Annotated in this window: 25 protein-coding genes; 1 reads left to right on the top strand and 24 read right to left on the bottom strand. The window is 31.7% G+C overall.

The window, feature by feature from the left end:
• Positions 1–4 precede the first annotated feature (4 nt).
• The gene (locus BLV68_RS10150; protein ID WP_093753457.1) at positions 5–625 is read right to left on the bottom strand and encodes a DedA family protein; all 621 of its coding nucleotides are present in this window, start codon (positions 623–625) and stop codon (positions 5–7) included.
• Between the two features lie 354 nt (positions 626–979).
• Here BLV68_RS10150 and BLV68_RS10145 point away from each other — a divergent pair, with 354 nt between their 5' ends.
• Entirely contained in the window at positions 980–1,963 is a 984-nt protein-coding gene (locus tag BLV68_RS10145) for an S-layer homology domain-containing protein (protein ID WP_159428675.1), read from the top strand.
• Between the two features lie 141 nt (positions 1,964–2,104).
• On the opposite strand, the gene BLV68_RS10140 is transcribed toward BLV68_RS10145, so the two are convergent.
• From BLV68_RS10140 to htrA, 23 genes are all read right to left on the bottom strand, one after another.
• A complete protein-coding gene (locus BLV68_RS10140) occupies positions 2,105–2,971 on the bottom strand; it encodes a DMT family transporter (protein ID WP_093753453.1) in 867 nt (288 codons plus the stop codon).
• Between the two features lie 49 nt (positions 2,972–3,020).
• Positions 3,021–3,524, bottom strand: a complete 504-nt coding sequence (locus BLV68_RS10135) for a GNAT family N-acetyltransferase (protein ID WP_093753451.1) — start codon at positions 3,522–3,524, stop codon at positions 3,021–3,023.
• A gap of 178 nt (positions 3,525–3,702) precedes the next feature.
• A complete protein-coding gene (gene thrB / locus BLV68_RS10130) occupies positions 3,703–4,593 on the bottom strand; it encodes a homoserine kinase (RefSeq protein ID WP_093753449.1) in 891 nt (296 codons plus the stop codon).
• Positions 4,586–6,070: a threonine synthase gene (gene thrC / locus BLV68_RS10125; RefSeq protein ID WP_093753447.1), complete on the bottom strand. Its 1,485-nt coding sequence runs from the start codon at positions 6,068–6,070 to the stop codon at positions 4,586–4,588. The genes thrB and thrC overlap by 8 nt, the downstream gene beginning before the upstream one ends.
• Positions 6,071–6,331: 261 nt before the next feature.
• On the bottom strand, positions 6,332–7,102 hold the full coding sequence (locus BLV68_RS10120; RefSeq protein ID WP_093753445.1) for a class I SAM-dependent methyltransferase: 771 nt from the start codon (positions 7,100–7,102) through the stop codon (positions 6,332–6,334).
• A gap of 210 nt (positions 7,103–7,312) precedes the next feature.
• The gene (locus BLV68_RS10115) at positions 7,313–7,789 is read right to left on the bottom strand and encodes a pyridoxamine 5'-phosphate oxidase family protein (protein ID WP_093753443.1); all 477 of its coding nucleotides are present in this window, start codon (positions 7,787–7,789) and stop codon (positions 7,313–7,315) included.
• Positions 7,790–7,870: 81 nt separating this feature from the next.
• A complete protein-coding gene (locus BLV68_RS10110; RefSeq protein WP_093753569.1) occupies positions 7,871–8,218 on the bottom strand; it encodes a DUF2200 domain-containing protein in 348 nt (115 codons plus the stop codon).
• Positions 8,219–8,411: 193 nt separating this feature from the next.
• The gene (locus BLV68_RS10105) at positions 8,412–8,786 is read right to left on the bottom strand and encodes a type II toxin-antitoxin system death-on-curing family toxin (RefSeq protein WP_093753441.1); all 375 of its coding nucleotides are present in this window, start codon (positions 8,784–8,786) and stop codon (positions 8,412–8,414) included.
• Complete coding sequence (locus tag BLV68_RS10100) at positions 8,783–9,025, bottom strand: type II toxin-antitoxin system Phd/YefM family antitoxin (RefSeq protein WP_093753439.1); 243 nt, start codon at positions 9,023–9,025, stop codon at positions 8,783–8,785. The genes BLV68_RS10105 and BLV68_RS10100 overlap by 4 nt, the downstream gene beginning before the upstream one ends.
• Positions 9,026–9,171: 146 nt before the next feature.
• Entirely contained in the window at positions 9,172–9,507 is a 336-nt protein-coding gene (locus tag BLV68_RS10095) for a type II toxin-antitoxin system PemK/MazF family toxin (RefSeq protein ID WP_093753437.1), read from the bottom strand.
• On the bottom strand, positions 9,500–9,697 hold the full coding sequence (locus BLV68_RS10090; RefSeq protein ID WP_093753435.1) for a DUF2281 domain-containing protein: 198 nt from the start codon (positions 9,695–9,697) through the stop codon (positions 9,500–9,502). Before BLV68_RS10090 ends, BLV68_RS10095 begins: the two co-directional genes overlap by 8 nt.
• A gap of 185 nt (positions 9,698–9,882) precedes the next feature.
• Positions 9,883–10,236 (bottom strand): transposase, encoded by a 354-nt coding sequence (locus BLV68_RS10085; RefSeq protein WP_200773748.1) that lies wholly within the window; start codon positions 10,234–10,236, stop codon positions 9,883–9,885.
• A gap of 225 nt (positions 10,237–10,461) precedes the next feature.
• Positions 10,462–10,719 carry a hypothetical protein gene (locus BLV68_RS10080; RefSeq protein WP_072745130.1) on the bottom strand — a complete coding sequence of 86 codons (258 nt, stop codon included), beginning with the start codon at positions 10,717–10,719 and terminating at the stop codon, positions 10,462–10,464.
• Positions 10,720–10,816: 97 nt separating this feature from the next.
• Entirely contained in the window at positions 10,817–11,308 is a 492-nt protein-coding gene (locus tag BLV68_RS10075) for a hypothetical protein (RefSeq protein ID WP_093753433.1), read from the bottom strand.
• A 103-nt stretch (positions 11,309–11,411) separates the two neighbouring features.
• A complete protein-coding gene (locus BLV68_RS10070) occupies positions 11,412–11,789 on the bottom strand; it encodes a hypothetical protein (RefSeq protein WP_093753431.1) in 378 nt (125 codons plus the stop codon).
• Between the two features lie 343 nt (positions 11,790–12,132).
• On the bottom strand, positions 12,133–12,363 hold the full coding sequence (locus BLV68_RS10065) for a type II toxin-antitoxin system MqsA family antitoxin (protein ID WP_093753429.1): 231 nt from the start codon (positions 12,361–12,363) through the stop codon (positions 12,133–12,135).
• Between the two features lie 4 nt (positions 12,364–12,367).
• Positions 12,368–12,682 carry a DUF4258 domain-containing protein gene (locus BLV68_RS10060; protein ID WP_093753427.1) on the bottom strand — a complete coding sequence of 105 codons (315 nt, stop codon included), beginning with the start codon at positions 12,680–12,682 and terminating at the stop codon, positions 12,368–12,370.
• A 169-nt stretch (positions 12,683–12,851) separates the two neighbouring features.
• A complete protein-coding gene (locus BLV68_RS10055) occupies positions 12,852–13,214 on the bottom strand; it encodes a hypothetical protein (RefSeq protein ID WP_093753425.1) in 363 nt (120 codons plus the stop codon).
• A gap of 105 nt (positions 13,215–13,319) precedes the next feature.
• A complete protein-coding gene (gene rlmH / locus BLV68_RS10050) occupies positions 13,320–13,799 on the bottom strand; it encodes a 23S rRNA (pseudouridine(1915)-N(3))-methyltransferase RlmH (protein ID WP_093753423.1) in 480 nt (159 codons plus the stop codon).
• Between the two features lie 37 nt (positions 13,800–13,836).
• Positions 13,837–14,589, bottom strand: coding sequence for a 5'/3'-nucleotidase SurE (surE, locus tag BLV68_RS10045; protein WP_093753421.1), 753 nt, complete (start codon positions 14,587–14,589; stop codon positions 13,837–13,839).
• 111 nt (positions 14,590–14,700) lie between these two features.
• Positions 14,701–15,843: an RtcB family protein gene (locus BLV68_RS10040; protein ID WP_093753419.1), complete on the bottom strand. Its 1,143-nt coding sequence runs from the start codon at positions 15,841–15,843 to the stop codon at positions 14,701–14,703.
• 19 nt (positions 15,844–15,862) lie between these two features.
• Positions 15,863–16,030, bottom strand: a complete 168-nt coding sequence (locus BLV68_RS10035) for a CxxH/CxxC protein (RefSeq protein ID WP_093753417.1) — start codon at positions 16,028–16,030, stop codon at positions 15,863–15,865.
• An 88-nt stretch (positions 16,031–16,118) separates the two neighbouring features.
• On the bottom strand, positions 16,119–17,261 hold the full coding sequence (htrA, locus tag BLV68_RS10030; protein WP_093753415.1) for a serine protease HtrA: 1,143 nt from the start codon (positions 17,259–17,261) through the stop codon (positions 16,119–16,121).
• Between the last annotated feature and the right edge of the window lie 7 nt (positions 17,262–17,268).

Genomic DNA, 17,268 nt, shown 5'->3' with positions numbered 1-17,268 from the left:
CCTTTTAATATTTGTTCTTAATAAATCTCCTTTTCACAAAAATTGTTCCTAATACTATAGAAATTATTATAAAAATAATAACTACAATCTTTGTATAAAAATCCATATAATCAACTATATTATGCCATGCTTTTCCTGTTACTCTTCCCAGATATATGAGCACTGCATTCCATATAAAGGAGCCAATTGCCGTCAAAGAAACAAAAAGACCCATTTTCATTTTTGAAATTCCTGCTGGTATGGATATCAAACTGCGTACAATTGGCACAAATCTACATATAAATACTGCCTTATTTTCATACTCATTAAACCATTTGCCTGCTTTGCCAACGTCCTCTTTTTTTAAATGGAGCCTTTTTCCAATATTGCTATCAATAAGGTTATATATGCGTTCAATGGTTAACAGTCTACCAATACTATACAATATAATTGCTCCTAATACCGATCCCAATGTTGCAGATATTGCAACCTCCCAAAAGCCCATTTGGCTAAATGTGGTTAAGAAGCCTCCAAAGGTTAAAATCACTTCGGATGGTATTGGTGGGAACAAATTCTCAATGGTTATTAGTAGAAAGATGCCAATATATCCATAGTCGTTTATAATATCTAACATTAAATCTTCCATTAAGTGTAACACCTCATTATTTCAACTTAAAATACTAAGCCACACTGGATTTTTCAGTAGACTGCCTTTCAGTTTATTATATTATCTATTTAAAACTAATTCAACTTAAACTAGTGAATAATTATATATTTATGAGTTGACAATTTTTTTAATCCTTCTGGCCTTCATTCCACATAGTGGGTCGTTCCTTTTTAATCTATTCATAATAATTTTCTTTGATATGATAACTTTATTGTTGTTATTCTTTTCCCCTTAATTTACAATAGAATTTATATAATAGTTCTTTAAAAAGGATATAAATATACAATAAAAGGGGAACATAATGTTAAGAAAAAGTAGATCAAAAAAATTTTATTGCTTTTAACTCTTACCATAACTATTATATCCACTCCAGTTCCAAGTTTTGCCATTGGTGACCCAAAGCTTGATAAACTGGTTGGAACCTTTAGGGGTTCTTATTATGCTAATCAAGGGCATACAGGTCTTACTTTAAAGGTTGAAAAGACAGATGATGGAGAGTACATAGCTGAATTCTTCTTTTACTCAGTGCCTGATAATCCATCAGTGCCATCTGGAAGATATAAATGTGAAGTAACATATTCACCTGACACTGGGAATTATTATGTCCGTGGTGTAGAGTGGATTGAAAGACCATCTGGATATGTATTTGTAGATTTAGAAGGCCCCTTAAAAGAAGGGATATTTGAAGGAATAGTAGACAGTCATCTTGGCAGCAAGTATACCTTTCATCTTGTAAAACAGGAAGGAGAAAATGCGCCTTCCAATTGGGCTGAAGTAACAGTAGATGATGCTGTATTAGAAGGATATGTCCCATTAGAATTGCAGAATAATTATAAAAAGAGCATAACTAGGGCTGAATTTGCTAGACTTGTAGTTGCAGCAATTTCATTGAAGACCGATCAAAATATAGAAGAAGTAATAGAGAGCAAAGGATACAGCTACGAAGAAAACCCCTTTGATGACACTAGTGATAGATATGTCTTAGCAGCAAGTACCCTAAACATAGTTAAGGGATATGGCAATAGAAAATTTGGACCAGATGATTTGATAACTCGTGAGCAATCTGCTGTTATGCTAACTAGGCTAGCAGAGGTATTTAATGTAGACACATCTGAAAATCGTTCTATACAATTTAAAGATAGGAGTTCATTTTCAGATTGGGCTGTTTCTTCTATAGATTTTGTCACTCACAGGACAGATAAGAAGACCAATACGCCAGTAATGATGGGATCAGACAATCTATTTAACCCTAAGGGGAATTACACTAAGGAACAGGCAATTTTAACTATCTATAGGCTTATGAACTCTTTAGATTAAAATGATAAGGTTCTGAACAACTCAGAACCTTAGTACTTTTTTAATGGTATTAAACTTTACGACACAATATTCTAATAACAGCACATAGAAGGAGGAGTCGGCTAGTAATTGTTCTATTGGAAAATTGGTAATTTATGCGGTTCACAACTTAAATTTTATTTCAACTTCATTTAATAGTGTAAAGCCTAAAATCATCATCCCACCTATTAACTGCACAAAACTTATTGGTTCATTTAAAACAGCTACAGAAATAACTATTGCAACAAGAGGGTCGATATAGCTTAATATTGATACTTGCTGACCTTTTAAATCCTTAATAGATGAAAAATATAAACAATAGCATATCCCTGTATGAACAATGCCAAGGATTAAAATGTTAGTAATTCCAATAATACCTAAATTCTCTATATTTACACCTGTAGTTATAAGTACATAGGGTATTAGGACTATTATGGCTGCGAATAACTGGATTAGCGTTTTATCTACTCCGGAAACCTTGGTAACAAACTTATTAAGAAGGATTACAATCGCATAAAAAACTGCTGCCCCAAGTCCAAAACCTATTCCCACTATATTAGCGGAGGACTTGTCCGTCCCACTGATTCCAATTACCATCACTAACCCTATAGTTGACATAATAAAACATATTATTTGCTTAATTGTCATCTTTTCTTTAAACAAAGCTGGGCTTAATACCGTTACAATAACAGGAGAAAAATAATAGCTCAATGTAGCTATTGAAACTGATGTATATTTATAAGCTTCGAAAAGCAAAATCCAATTAAAACCCATTACTGCACCTGATATAAAAAGCAAAGGAAGGTCCTTTTTTATATCCAATAGGGAAAACCTACTTCCTATTAAGCCCTTATATATTAAAATCACTATTGCAGCAATAACTGCTCTAAAAAAAGCAATTTCCCCTGATGAAAGAGAAATACTCCTAACAAAAATGCTTATAGTTCCAAAGGCAACCATGGAAATAATAATCTTAAGTTTTGCATTCATTCTTCCAACTCCTATTATTTAGTTCATTTATTAATAAAACTCGCCATTTCTAAATAATCTTTTCAAAAGCCAATCTTTTACTATTATCTCTTAAATGAATAATCCCACAGTATTTAAAACCATTTTTCTGAATAAGTCTTTGCATAGATTCATTGTCCTCATGGGTGTCTATTCTAATACTCTTAATATTTTCCCTTAGACACATCTTCTCTATATTTTTGACAATTATTGAAGCCAAACCCTGTCCTTTATAATTGCTGTCAATGGCTAACCTATGAATAACTGCATAATCGAAATTGCTAATCCATTGACCATCATAAATTTTTTCATAAGTCTTTTCCCCATCGAAAGAAACTGCTACAGTACCAACAATTTCACCTTTTTTCAATAAGACATATCCATAGCCTCTATCAATATCCTCCCTAACAACTTCAGGATTAGGATAATTATTCTGCCACTGGTCAATCCCTTGCTCTTTGAAATAGTCCTGTGCTTGCTTAATAATATTCATTATATTGTCTATATCCGATTCTATTGCTTTTCTAAACTCCATTCTATCTCCTCACTTCACTACTTTAATCTATCTCATTGCAAAAATATTTAATCAATATATTATCATGAAAACTTTAATAATCAAGTGTTATTTTTACAATAAAATTATTGTAAAATATGAAATATAACAAAAAAAGAGTAAAGATAACACTTTACTCTAACTAGCTTAGCTCATTTTTTCACTTAATCCTTTCAATAACCGCTCCAGTTAAATCCAGCTTCAACTCTTTAATGTCCCAATCCAAACCAATGGAATTAAAATAATCTTTTATCCCCATTGTATAGTTACTATTATCATTATCTATGATTCCAACTATTGTAGGCCCTGCACCACTTAAATAGGTACCATAAGCACCTAATCTTTTACTCACATGAATTATATCTTTGAAATATGGGATTAATTTCCCTCTATAAGATTGGTGAAGCCTATCCTCGACAGCATATTCTAATAAATCAAACCTACCATTAGATAATGCAGATATTAAAATGGATACCCGACCAACATTGTAAACTGCATCATCATAGGGTACTGCAGTTGGCAATACATTTCTGGCCTTTTTAGTAGAAATGGAAAAATCCGGTACTAACGCTACAAATTTTATTCCTTTAGCAACATTTACTTTATCAAAATAAACCTTGCCCATTTCCATTACAGATACAACCATGCCACCATATAATGCAGGAGCAATATTATCTGGATGCCCTTCCATTTCCGTGGCTATATTCAATATTTCATCTTTAGAAAGGGGATTACCTGCTAATCCATTGGCTCCCATAACCCCACCTAATATACAGGCAGCGCTACTACCTAAACCTCTAGAAACAGGTATATTGGTATCCATGGTTATCTTAATTCCTTTAACCTTATATCCTATTTTATCGAGGGTTTTTAACATAGAGATATAGACCAAATTATTCTTATTTTTATATCTATCATCACATCCAATAATCTCTAGTCCCTCAGGGATTTCTTCAAAACTAAAGGAATTATGTAGATTTAAGGCAATACCTAATGCGTCAAATCCAGGTCCTATATTGGCACTCGTAGCAGGTACCTTTACCCTAATCATAGATCTCACCAACTTTTAAAAACTTTTTAAGCATTGACTTCATCTCTTTTTTACTGCAATAATTGTTATGTTTTATTGCTTTGTCTTTTAAAGAAGATATTCCTTCTGGTATTTTAATTTCAGTTTTATCTCCCAGTTTTCTTAGTATTTGAAACTCATCTTTTCCAAGGGTATTTAATCCAATTGAATCTGCTATTTTCTTTCCAAATTTAAAAGGGCTGGCAGTAGAGGCTATTATAGTCTTCGTATTATCTTTGGTCTTTAATTTGTATTTATCATATACATTGTAGGCTACTGCTGTATGGGGATCCATTAGATAATTGTAATGAACAAAAACATCCTTTATGGTCTTAGTTACTTCATCTTCCGTTGAATAATCTCCATAAAAATCCTCTATATTTATATTTTTAATCTTGTAAAAACCATTTTTATTTAGCCTTTCCATTTTATCTTTAACAGCTATATCATCTTCATTTAATATATAAAACAACAATCTTTCTAAATTACTGGATATTAGAATATCCATAGAAGGAGATGAGGTTAATTTCAATTCCCTTCTACGATCATATACTCCTGTATTTATGAAGTCAGTCAAAACGTTATTTTCATTTGATGCGCATATTAGTTTGTTCACAGGTAGGCCCATCTTTTTTCCATAATAAGCTGCCAATATATTGCCGAAATTCCCAGTAGGTACAACTATATTTATTTTTTCTCCATCTTCTAATTCTCCTTGTTTCAAAAGATCTAGATATCCATAAAAATAATATACTATTTGAGGAACCAATCTTCCAATATTTATTGAATTGGCAGAAGATAATATATAGCCATACTTATCCAATACCTCTTTAAATTCTCTATCATTAAATATTCTTTTTACCCCATTTTGTGCCTCATCAAAGTTACCATCAATGCCAACTACAAATGTATTTTCACCTTCTTGGGTTATCATCTGAAGTTTTTGGATCTGGCTTACTCCCTTTTCAGGGAAGAATACAACTATTTTAATCCCTTCTACATTGGCAAATCCTTCTAGGGCAGCTTTTCCCGTATCCCCTGACGTGGCAGTCAATATTACTATTTCCTTGTCTATATCATTGATCTTCAGTGCAATCCTTAATAGACGTGGAAGTATGGATAAAGCCATATCTTTAAAAGCATAGGTTGGACCATGGAATAATTCTAATAAATATCTATCTTGGACCTTTTCAATGGATACTATATCTTTAAGGCTAAATTTTTGTCCATATGCATCTTTTATCGCTTCCTTTAACAAAGTTGGTTCAAAATCTGTAAAAAATTTTGACATTATAAAATACGCTAATTTCCGATAATCCATTTTAGTCAATTCCATTAGATTATCTATTTTAGGAATAGTTTCTGGAACAAACAAACCTCCATCTTTAGAAATACCTTGAATAATGGCTTCGCTTGATGAAATTGAAATTGTTTTATCTCTCGTACTAAAATATCTCATTTTACTCCCCTCTAATTTATTTCTTTCAATTCATGTTGTCCAATACTGCTCCAATTGCAAAATCTAGGCTTAATCCCAGTGCTAATTTTTATATATCTCATATTGATTTCCTCTAAAATTTAATTGTTCTTACTTTGCATAAATCCATTTATAAGCATTATATCACCAGGTTCCAACTTATGGAATTCGCTAAATATTAATAAATAAACTGCTCCTACTAACTTAGTTCGTTGAAACGGAGCAGTTCTTTGCATCAATAATTTATTCTCTATTCGCTATAATAAAAAACCTGTGGCATGTAAAGTCAATATATCCTTGTTTCTGAATTAAATTATCAATTTCTTCTAGCCTTTCAAAATATTTTTCTATTGTAAAATCTGGTACTTGCCATGGTATTGCTTTTAAATAAAATACTATAGCTCCAATATCATAAAATCTTGTTTTTACTAAATCCTCCTTTTGCTCAACAATCTTTAAGCCCACTTGATTTAACTCACTCACTGCTTTTCCTAGATTCCAGTTATAATACCGACTTTGAGGGGCAGCTAAAAGTTCATTCATTTCCTTATCATTTAAACCTCCAACCTGCTGAGTTATGAAGGTTCCTTGTCTTTTAAGAATCCTTTTAACTTCCATAGGAGAATAGGATTCATGCCTATTAATTATTAGATCGAAACTTTCATCGTTAAACGGCAAGGAGTTATCATCATCTACCCTATATACTTTTACTCCCAAGGGCTCTAACCTTTCCCTTGCAATGTTTATGTTAGGCTCATACCCTTCTGTAGCAAAAGTATATTTAGGCAATGGGCTCAATGAAGATAAGAACTCTCCACCACCCGTTCCCATATCCAATAATGAAACTATCCCGGACATTCTCTCCTTAACTTTGCTCCTATAATTCCAACTTAGTGGAAACTCTTGCATTCTTCCAGTTGATTCTAAATATGAAAAGTCCCAGCCTTCAAAGTTTTCATTAGCTTCTTTAATCAAATAATCAAATAATTCGTTACTTCCTTTAACTTCCTTCATCTCTATGTCCCCCTTATATTCTTAGTTTAAATAGTTTAAAAACACCCTAATAGGAGGACCTCTTATAAATTGTTACAATCCATACAAGATAAAATAAATATACATAAATTTGTCACCATTCTTATAAATCTATATCTAAAAATTAAACTATTTGCTCCTGTTTTTATGTATTATAATGGCTCAAACTATACTAGCTAGGGGCTGATTGATTTACTTGGCAATTTTATTTATAAAATCAACTTTATATAATCGTTCACCGTATTTTTCTTCGTTATCAGTAATCGTTCCTTCTGTAAGAGTGATACGCAGAACAATTGAATCTAGACTTTCTTCGTTGCCATGATCATCAAACCATTCAAAGCACTTTTTCATCTTGGTCCTAATTTCAGCATTCCTCTCGTCTTTAACCCAACCTAAATTCTCGGCAACTCCATTGGCGGTAAATAAATCCAATCCGCATATGGAAACCTCATTGTTCTCCCCAATCTCTAGGGTCTTATTTTTCCACGAAGCGGTAGAAATATAAAAGGCCCCGTCTTCGTAATATGCATTAACCATACGAACAGCAGGACGAGGCTTGCCTGTAGCGTTTGGCTTTAAGGATATTGTCGCAAGGGCCACAAGGTTGTCTTTACCGTTCCCGCAGAACTCCTCCATAAGTTTCATCGCTTTTTCGTATTTACTCATTTTTAATTTCCCCCAATCAAAATATTTTTATATTACACTTTTCTATTAACATGCAGAAAATACCGCTTCCTGTTACCCTTTTTATCGCAAAATCTTATCCATAGGCTTTCCTTTTGCTAACTCATCGATTAGCTTGTCTAAATAGCGAATTTCCCGCATAGTTGATTCTTCTATATCTTCAACCAGTATACCACAGACCACACCTTCGATTAAAGACCGCGAAGAATTCAGTTGGGGAGCTTCTGCAAGGAAGGTTTCAAAATCTATCTCTTTTTCCAGTTGTGCTTCTAGCTCTTCTTGACTATATCCAGTCAACCAGCGAATTATTTCATCAACTTCTGCTTTCATACGTCCTTTTTTCTCCGCCTTCGCAACGTAATGAGGATAGACTTTGGCGAAAGGCATTGTATAAATACGATGTTTAGTCATCATTCAACTCCTCTTATACGATTTTCTTCATTATATCACGGAAAATAGTAGAGCTCAAACAAAAATTCCCATCATTTATGATAGGGTTCACCGCATCGACTCTACCCGCAAAACTTATTTACCGATAGATATATCTCTTTAAATTAAGGTAAAATAAAAAGCTTGGTGTCTTCATATTATGCCAAGCTTTTTATTAACTGTGGTCAATTATCCAATTTAATAAATCTTTATAACTTACTGAACCATCTGCTACCCCTAATCCAAGCTCAACCAATTCTTCATCTGTACATATAATCTCAATACCATTTATTTCAAGGAAAACCAGCATCACTAAAATCCCTATTCTCTTATTCCCATCAACAAAGGGATGATTATTAATAAGTGAAAAACCTAGCCTTGCTGCTTTAGCTTGAATAGTCTTATAAATATCTTCTCCATCGAAACTTTGAAATGGTAAATTCAAAGCAGAATCTAATAATCCTTCATCTCTAATCCCACCACTTCCACCTGTTTCTTGAATAAGAAGGCTATGCATTTTTAATATTTGAGTTTTAGTTAATCTTTTCATTTGGCTAATTCCTCAAATGCCTTCATATGTTTAGATAATACTCTTTTAGCTACTTCTTCTACTTCTTCATCGCCTATTGTTTCTTCATTCTCTAATTGGCTATATTCTATTAATACATAACGAGGTACATTGTTTTTCAAAATTACTACAGCTCCATTTTCATCTACTAATCTAGCTACTTTAGAAAAATTTTGATTAGCTTCTGAAATAGATACTAAATTATTTATATTAATTTTCATAAAATCTTCACCTTCCTTTTACTTATATTATATTCTTTTTTAGGATATATTCAACCTAAGTTAATTGTAAATAGATAAGAACCTTTTATATTATGGTATTCCAAAACATAAATAAAATTAAGAAAAAATAACAGGAGAATCTCCTGTTATTTTATTAGTTCATTAATTTTATTCTTTACCCCATTCATAATATCATCATTAACTTCGCCAAATTTCTTAATAACAATATTTTGGGCTAAAGTATAAATTTTATCTACTCTTATACATGAATCCACTTTTAAATTCCCTTTCAGCAAATCACTACTAGTAATAAATATGCTATAGTCCTTTGATGTAAGATTTGAAGTAATAGCAGCCACTATTATATCATCTGTTTTAGAATTATAATCATCATTTGATAGTACAAGAACAGGTCTCTTTTTACTGGATGTCAAATCTGTAAATGGTATTGGAATTAGTAATATATCTCCTTGCTTATACATTATTCCATACCTCGTCATCTATGTCATTATCCCAAAAGTCCATACTACTTTTACTCGCCTCTTCTAACTCTTTAAACATATCTCTCTCATTTTTTATTTTTAAATATCCTATAAAATCTATTATTTCATGTATTTGATTTTCTGGAATTTCGTCTATAAGTTTTAATAAAATTTGTTTAGCAGTGTCCATTTTATCACTACCTTTCAAATAATATAATATATATTTATTATATCATATTATCTATTAAATATAATATTTATCATCTCTTCCCATTTCAATGGATTTGTTTCTATGTAATTCCATATTTCTTGGTATTCTTGTTCATTTCTGATTATATGGTCATAGAATGATTTTTGCCATAATGAAAAGCCAATCTATTTAGAAATAGAACCTTTAAATTGCTGGATAATACGAGATATTGTAGGGACGGTCTTTGACCGTCCGTTTCCATTATATAATATAATAATCATATGTATATGATTAGGCATAATAACATATTTGTTGATTTCAACATTTTCATAAATAGAATTAATTTTATTTATTTCTAAATCAATAATTTCTCCTATATTTGATAATGGTGGTCTTTCAAACTGGCGACCACAGGTCGCCCCTACTTCCCAAAATAGACTTTTCTTATCCTTGCTACATATAGTTATAAAATAATATCCTGCTTGTGAATAATCATAATTTTTTAATCTAATATTCTTTCTTCGTGGTAATTCATCCATATAACCACCATCCATCTTAATATTATCCCTATGTCACACTTAATACTACCTATATACATTATATCATTTAATAACAATTTATTATAGTCATACACAGGAGACCAAAGGTCTCCCCTACAACCCATAGCTTGTCCTACTTATGATACGGTTCACCGTATCGGTTCAACTAGCAAAACCTATTTGGTAGTAGATATACAAAACAAAATCAACCTTAATTAAATTTAATCATAATATTTTAATTCTTTCACCACAACGTCTACAATGATGTACATGATTCTTAGCATATATCAACCTATCAAGATTTTCATATGCTCCACAATTTGGGCATCTTAACCTTTTTCTATCTAATACAATATAGGAAAATAGAAAAACACCAGCAAATATAAATAAAGGCCATTTTATAAAACCACCAACTATTGATATAGAAAATAAAATAACAAAAATCAGACCGAGATTAATATCTTTTCTTGATATATGATTCAATGCTACGCCTCCTCGTATAATCATTTGCTTTCTTCTATACTTATTCTTAATAAATCTAATAACTATTTTTAGTCATGTACTTATATACTAATGTATATTAACTATCGAATTTTATATAGTAAAATCTTTTTTCATCTAAGTCTAGCAATCCTATACTATAATTATTAGTATATCTATCTATTTCTTCTCCCTTTAAATACTCTCTTTTATTTCCAAACCTATCTATATATATCCAATATCCATTTTCTATATTCTTCATTGCTAATCTTATAGCTAAATCAGAGTGATAACTTTCGCATCCATATAACATAGTATTTAATTCCTTTGGTATAGGTGTTTTAGTCCAATGGCCTTCTGGGTCTTTTAAAAGTTTATCTATATCTTTATCTTTTAATTCTGCCCTTCCTAACGCTACACCATCTCCTAAAAATCCGCCATGACTATCTGTATAATAGAAATACAAAGTATATGGTATTTTTATTTCTAGGTCTTTAGCAATCTTTCTATTAACTTTTGTATTTTTAAGAAAGAATGCACTAAATATTATTAATAAAATTAGGCCAAAAATAATTTGTTTTTTATACTTCATATTTTCATACCCCCTTAGTTTAATTTTGTGGAAAATCAAAGTTCCCCCTACCACTGATTACATATTATGCAGAACGTGCCTTAGCTATATAATAAATCTGATATTAATGTTTGTTTTTAATATCTCTTATTCTTAATGTACAAATTAGTTGAATAATAAATAAAATAAAACTAGCTATGCACAAAACAAACATTTTATTACCCCAAATCTTGAAATATTTAGATGAAATGTCAGATAGTACTCCCTGAAAAAGCATTCCATACCCTAGCCCTATACCTGCCAATATGCTTATAAGTAAGTCCATATTACCTGAGTTAATATTTGATACCTTTCCTTTTTTAACAGAAGTAAAATTTACTATTACCTTAATACAGTTTACAAATACTATCAAAAGTAGAAAATAGTATACATAAAAATTTAAATGATAATAATGCATTAATTCCTCAAATGCACTATATTTACCATCCATACCTAAATACATAATATCCCCCCTAAAGTGTACATATTTAAACTTATACATATTATATTGTTTAATTTCAGCTTATGATAACCCCCTGAACATTATCCTATAACCCATAGCTTGTCCTACTTATGATACGGTTCACCGCATCATCTTGACTCGCAAAATAAATAGAATGTATCTAGTGATAGATGTATAAAACCTATTATAAACAAATAAGGTATTTAACATAATCTATGTCAAACACCTTATTAACTATCTTCTAATGATTTCATTTTTATAATTCACCAAAGTTTTTATTTGAGATATTTTTACATATTTCTTCTATATCATTTATAAATACCATATTCTTATTAAATTGCTCCTAGGCTACCATTTCATTATAATTAATGATAAGAATTTCTGCTTTATTTTTTCTTAACTCTTCTACAATGTTTTCTAGTTTTATGGCTATTTCAGTGTCTACATAATATTCTCCACATTGATTACAAGTATTGGCAGGAACATTTTTTATAATAATTATGCCATCTCCTAAATCTATAATATGATTTACTATTCCTTTTTTTAATTTTCCTTTACATAAAGCACAATTCATATTACTACCTCCTTCTGGTCTTAAAATCTTCTAACCATTCATTAGTATTTGGATAATATGCAGTTATCATCCACACATTTCCCTCTCCCAATGAACATACTACATGAAGAACTTTATCACTATCACATCTTCCAGCTATAAGACAACTTGGAAATGGATAATCTGAAGAATAGTATTCTATAATTTCTCCACTCAAGACACATTTTATAATATCTCTTACTTTAATTTCCCTTTGCTGCATTCTAGTTAGAACATGGCCACTCCACTGTATATTATCTTCTTGTAATGCCCTTCTTATATCATCTATATCAAATAACATATTCCACTCCTAAAACAGATATCCTTTTGAAAAATTCCATCATTCATTCCCTTTGAAATAATATAATATATATTTATTATACCTTATTGATAAAAGTTTGCTCCATGTTATACATAATATAAACAATGTTCATCTAATTGCATTATCTTTTATTTGTATGTTGAAGATTTCAATCCGTTTCAATTTTTACTTCAACCACAATATTGTTATCAAACGTTATGACAAGCCATTCACTATCTATGCTAATAAACCCACGTTCATCGCCTAAGTAGTATACAACATTATTATCTTCTTTAAAATAATCTGTATTAGTTGCATCTCCTAATAATTTCACTATATCTTTTTTTGTCTGTCCCACTAATTTATGTTTCTGTAACATGTCATCAACCATCTTCACACGCTCACGAGGATATTTTATCCACCTATTAGTTGAAAAGGTATGCTGATATTTATACTTGGCACCAAAAAATATTATAATTACTAAAAATATACTCATAACTATTTTCATTCGGCTAATTTTAATTTTTAACATTCATGTGTACCCCCTAATGAACTTTTTACTACTTATACGTATTATACCACTTAACTCCAGTTTATGACAACCCGTTAAACATATCCTATAACCCAAGAGCTTGTCCTACTTATGATACGGTTCACCTCTCATAATTCTAAATCCCCTGTATATTTGTTCCAATAATATAATCCTCATCAACTGATGAGGAAATGTCATTTTAGAAAAGGATAATTTAAAATCGCTTTGGTTAATTACTTCTTCTGATAAACCTAACGACCCACCTATTACATAGGTTATGTCGTTTATTCCATCTACCATCAACTTTTGTACCTTTTCCGAAAATTCTTCTGAAGAAAGATTCTTCCCTTCTATTACCAAGGATATAATATATGAATTAGGTTGAATCTTTGACTTTATCCTTTCTGCTTCTTTTGCTTTAATTAATTCTTCTTCCTTTATAGATAAATTCTCTGGCGCTTTTTCGTCTTCTACTTCTATTATCTCCAAATTACAATACCTTGACAGTCGCTTTGAATATTCCTTAATGGCTTCTTGCAAATACTTTTCTTTTATTTTCCCTACAGCTATTATTCTTATATTCATTATTTCCTCCTCTTTTATCTCTTGTACACTTATTTTGCTATAACCAACTTCTTACTTTGTCGATTAAATTGAAGTTGGTTAGGTCGTAATGGAGAGGAGTAATAGTAACATATCCTTGGGAAAGATAATATCTGTCTGTATCTTCTTCAAATTCCACATCCTGTCTTCCGTGCAGTTTTAAAACCTTTTCTCCATTTTCTCCATTGCTTTCTACGATGTAGTAATCGTATATTATATCTCCAATTTTACACACCTTAATTCCCTTTACCTGATCATTTTCAAGATAGGGAATATTTATACTCAGCACTATATTATTCTTTATAAAATTATCCCTTGCCTTTTCTAGTATATACCTCCCATACTTTGCTGCTAAATGGTAGTCTATTTTCCCATCTAACCACTCTGCTGATATGGCCATAGAAGGCAATTTGTAGATATTAGCTTCTATAGCGGCTGACACAGTTCCAGAATAAAGCACATCCATACCAGCATTTAAACCCGTATTTATGCCTGAAATCACAAAATCTACTGGTTTCTCAATTAATTTATCTAAAGCTACTCTAACACAATCTGCTGGGGTACCAGAAACACTATAAGCCTTTGATTTAAGTCCATCTAATTCTATTTCTTTAACGATTAAAGATTTAGATATGGTTATAGCCTGACTCTGTGCACTTTTTTGTTCTTCAGGTGCTACAACAATAACTTCATAATCCTTTTCCAGCTCTTTAGCTAGTATGCGGATCCCTTCTGAATGTATTCCATCATCATTTACCAATAATACTCTCATTTTTTACCTCCCATTATCCATGGTTATAAATAGTATTATACCAAAATACAAAAAAAATAGCATATAAAACATAAGTTCGCTTGTTATTTTATATGCTGTAAAAATCTTTCATTATCCTTTTACTACACCTAAAGGTTCCAGTTTAATCAGTGGCTTTATTAAATCCTTTTGGTTTTCAATGACCTCTTCTATATCCTTATAAGCCATAGGCGCTTCGGATAGATCTTCTCTCCAACCCTTATATACAATTCCCTCCATTGCTTTATCAGCCATCTCTTTAGTTATCATTTTATTGGCCATTTTTCTAGACATTACTCTGCCTGCACCATGGGAGCAACTTTTAAAGCTTTCTTCATTTCCTAAACCCTCCACGATATAAGAAGGTGTCCCCATTGATCCTGGTATTATTCCTAACTCACCTAATTGGGCCCTAATAGCGCCTTTTCTGTGAACAATTATCTTTTCTCCAAAATGGGTTTCAATAGCTGCATAATTATGATGGATAATTATTTTTTCTAATATCTGCTTAGAATTAGTTTCTTCCTTAAAAATACTGTAAAACTGTTCTAACAACTGGTCTCTATTTTCTCTGGCAAATTCAAGGGCATAATTCATCGCAGTAAAATATTCCTGTCCCTCTTCTGAATCCAAATAAAGACCTGCTAAACCCTGTTTTGGTGGAGATAATTTAGTTGTCTCATTAATTTTATTAGCTACCTTATTGTAATAATGGGCTATTTTATATCCAAAATTTCTACTGCCTGAGTGAACCATTAACCAGATATGGCCATCGCTGCCTCGCTCTATACTCATAAAATGATTACCTCCACCTAAGGTACCAATTTGATATCTGGCTGAATCCAGCTCTTCAAAGATTACCTTTATATTTGGTGGATCGTTAAAGCCCTCCCAATCTCTTGGCTTTTTATGATGATCATAACCTAAAGGTATTGTTCTATGAGCCTTGTCCACTATGTTTTCTAGCTGTTCAGTGCTTATATCTAAAATATCTGTTTTCGCTGCAATAATGCCACAGCCTATATCAACCCCTACAGCATTGGGTATAATTACGCCTTTTGAAGCTAGTACACCACCTATTGGCATTCCAAAGCCTACGTGAACATCAGCCATCAATGCAATATGGGAATGAGCAAAGGGTAAATTGGAGAGGTTAATGGCCTGTTGAAGAGCTTCTTCTTCTACCTCATTAGCCCATGATTTTATAGGGATTCTCCCCAGACTAAAGATTTTCATTTAAAAACCTCCTTATACATCAAACAACCAGATACTTAGGTAAATTACCACAATAATTACAATTACGAGGACTAGCCCAATCGGTAAAGGTTACCTTTTCCAGCTCATATATATCGGGAGGCTGTTCATAAATTTCTATAAAATCATCTATCGCATTTTCTAAATGTTCATTACAGACTACATACATAAAATCACTCCAACTTCATTAAGAGTATAGCTTATTTGTAGTATGTGCAATATTTAGAATTTATAAAACCTGAATGCTTACCTTTAAATTATCTTACTTCTGAAAAAGTAATGTTTATAGTCATTTGCTTTCCATTACGAACTACCATTAAGCTAGCTTTATCTCCTTTTTTATACTTGTATAGAATTTTTTTTAGCTGATTCATACTTTGAAGTTCCTGATTATCTATGTGGGTAATTATATCTCCTGGCCTTAATCCTGCCTTATCTGCAGGGGTATTGGGTGATATTTCAATTATAATAATTCCCTTATCTATACTTAAATCTACTCCCCACTCACGTTCATATCTTTCAACTTCAGTTGCAGCAATACCTAAATATACAGCTTTAAAGTCTCCCTTTTCAACAACTTCCTTGATAATAGGTTTTGCAACGTTTATGGGAATTGCAAATCCTAGCCCTTCTCCTACTTGTGTCCCGATCTTCACAGTATTAATTCCTATTACTTCTCCTTTACTATTTAGTAATGGACCACCGCTATTTCCCCTGTTAATAGAAGCATCCGTTTGAATTAATCCTTCTAAAACACTATATTGACTTGTTCTTATGGTTCTGTCCAATCCAGATATGACTCCAGCAGTAACAGTCCTTTGAAAATCTAGACCAAGAGGATTTCCAATTGCTACAGCTAATTGCCCCACTTCTAAAGAATCTGAATTACCTAAATCGGCTGTAGGTAGTCCCATAGCTTCAACTTTAACGATTGCCAAATCTAAAGCAGCATCGTTCCATAATACTTGACCTGGAAGAGTATCTCCATTTTCGAATAATACGTTTATCTGTTTTACATCCCCATCAGCTACCACATGGGAATTTGTGAGAATATATCCATTTGGATCTACAATTACACCTGAACCTACACCTGATACTTCTCTTGCCCAGAAAAATTCTCTTTGAACCTGAACAGTTGTAATCCCTACCACAAAACTCATAGCCTTTTTAGCAACAGCTTCAACTGTTGTTATATCGTCAATAGGAGTAATGTTAATTTGCTGTCCTTGGTTTATAGGTACTTCTCTATTTTGATAAATTTCTGGCATAGGAATTATTTTACCATATAAGTAGTTAGGTGCAATATAAACGCTAATCACCCCTCCAATAATCGCTCCAATTAAAGCTACTATAAAGTATGAAAAAACTCCTCTTCTTCTAGGTGGCCTTTCAAAATACATACCCATT

This window comes from Tepidimicrobium xylanilyticum, assembly GCF_900106765.1.
Lineage (GTDB): Bacteria > Bacillota > Clostridia > Tissierellales > Tepidimicrobiaceae > Tepidimicrobium > Tepidimicrobium xylanilyticum.
Note: the sequence above shows the minus strand (reverse complement) of the source record. Positions and strands in the feature narration are given on the sequence as shown.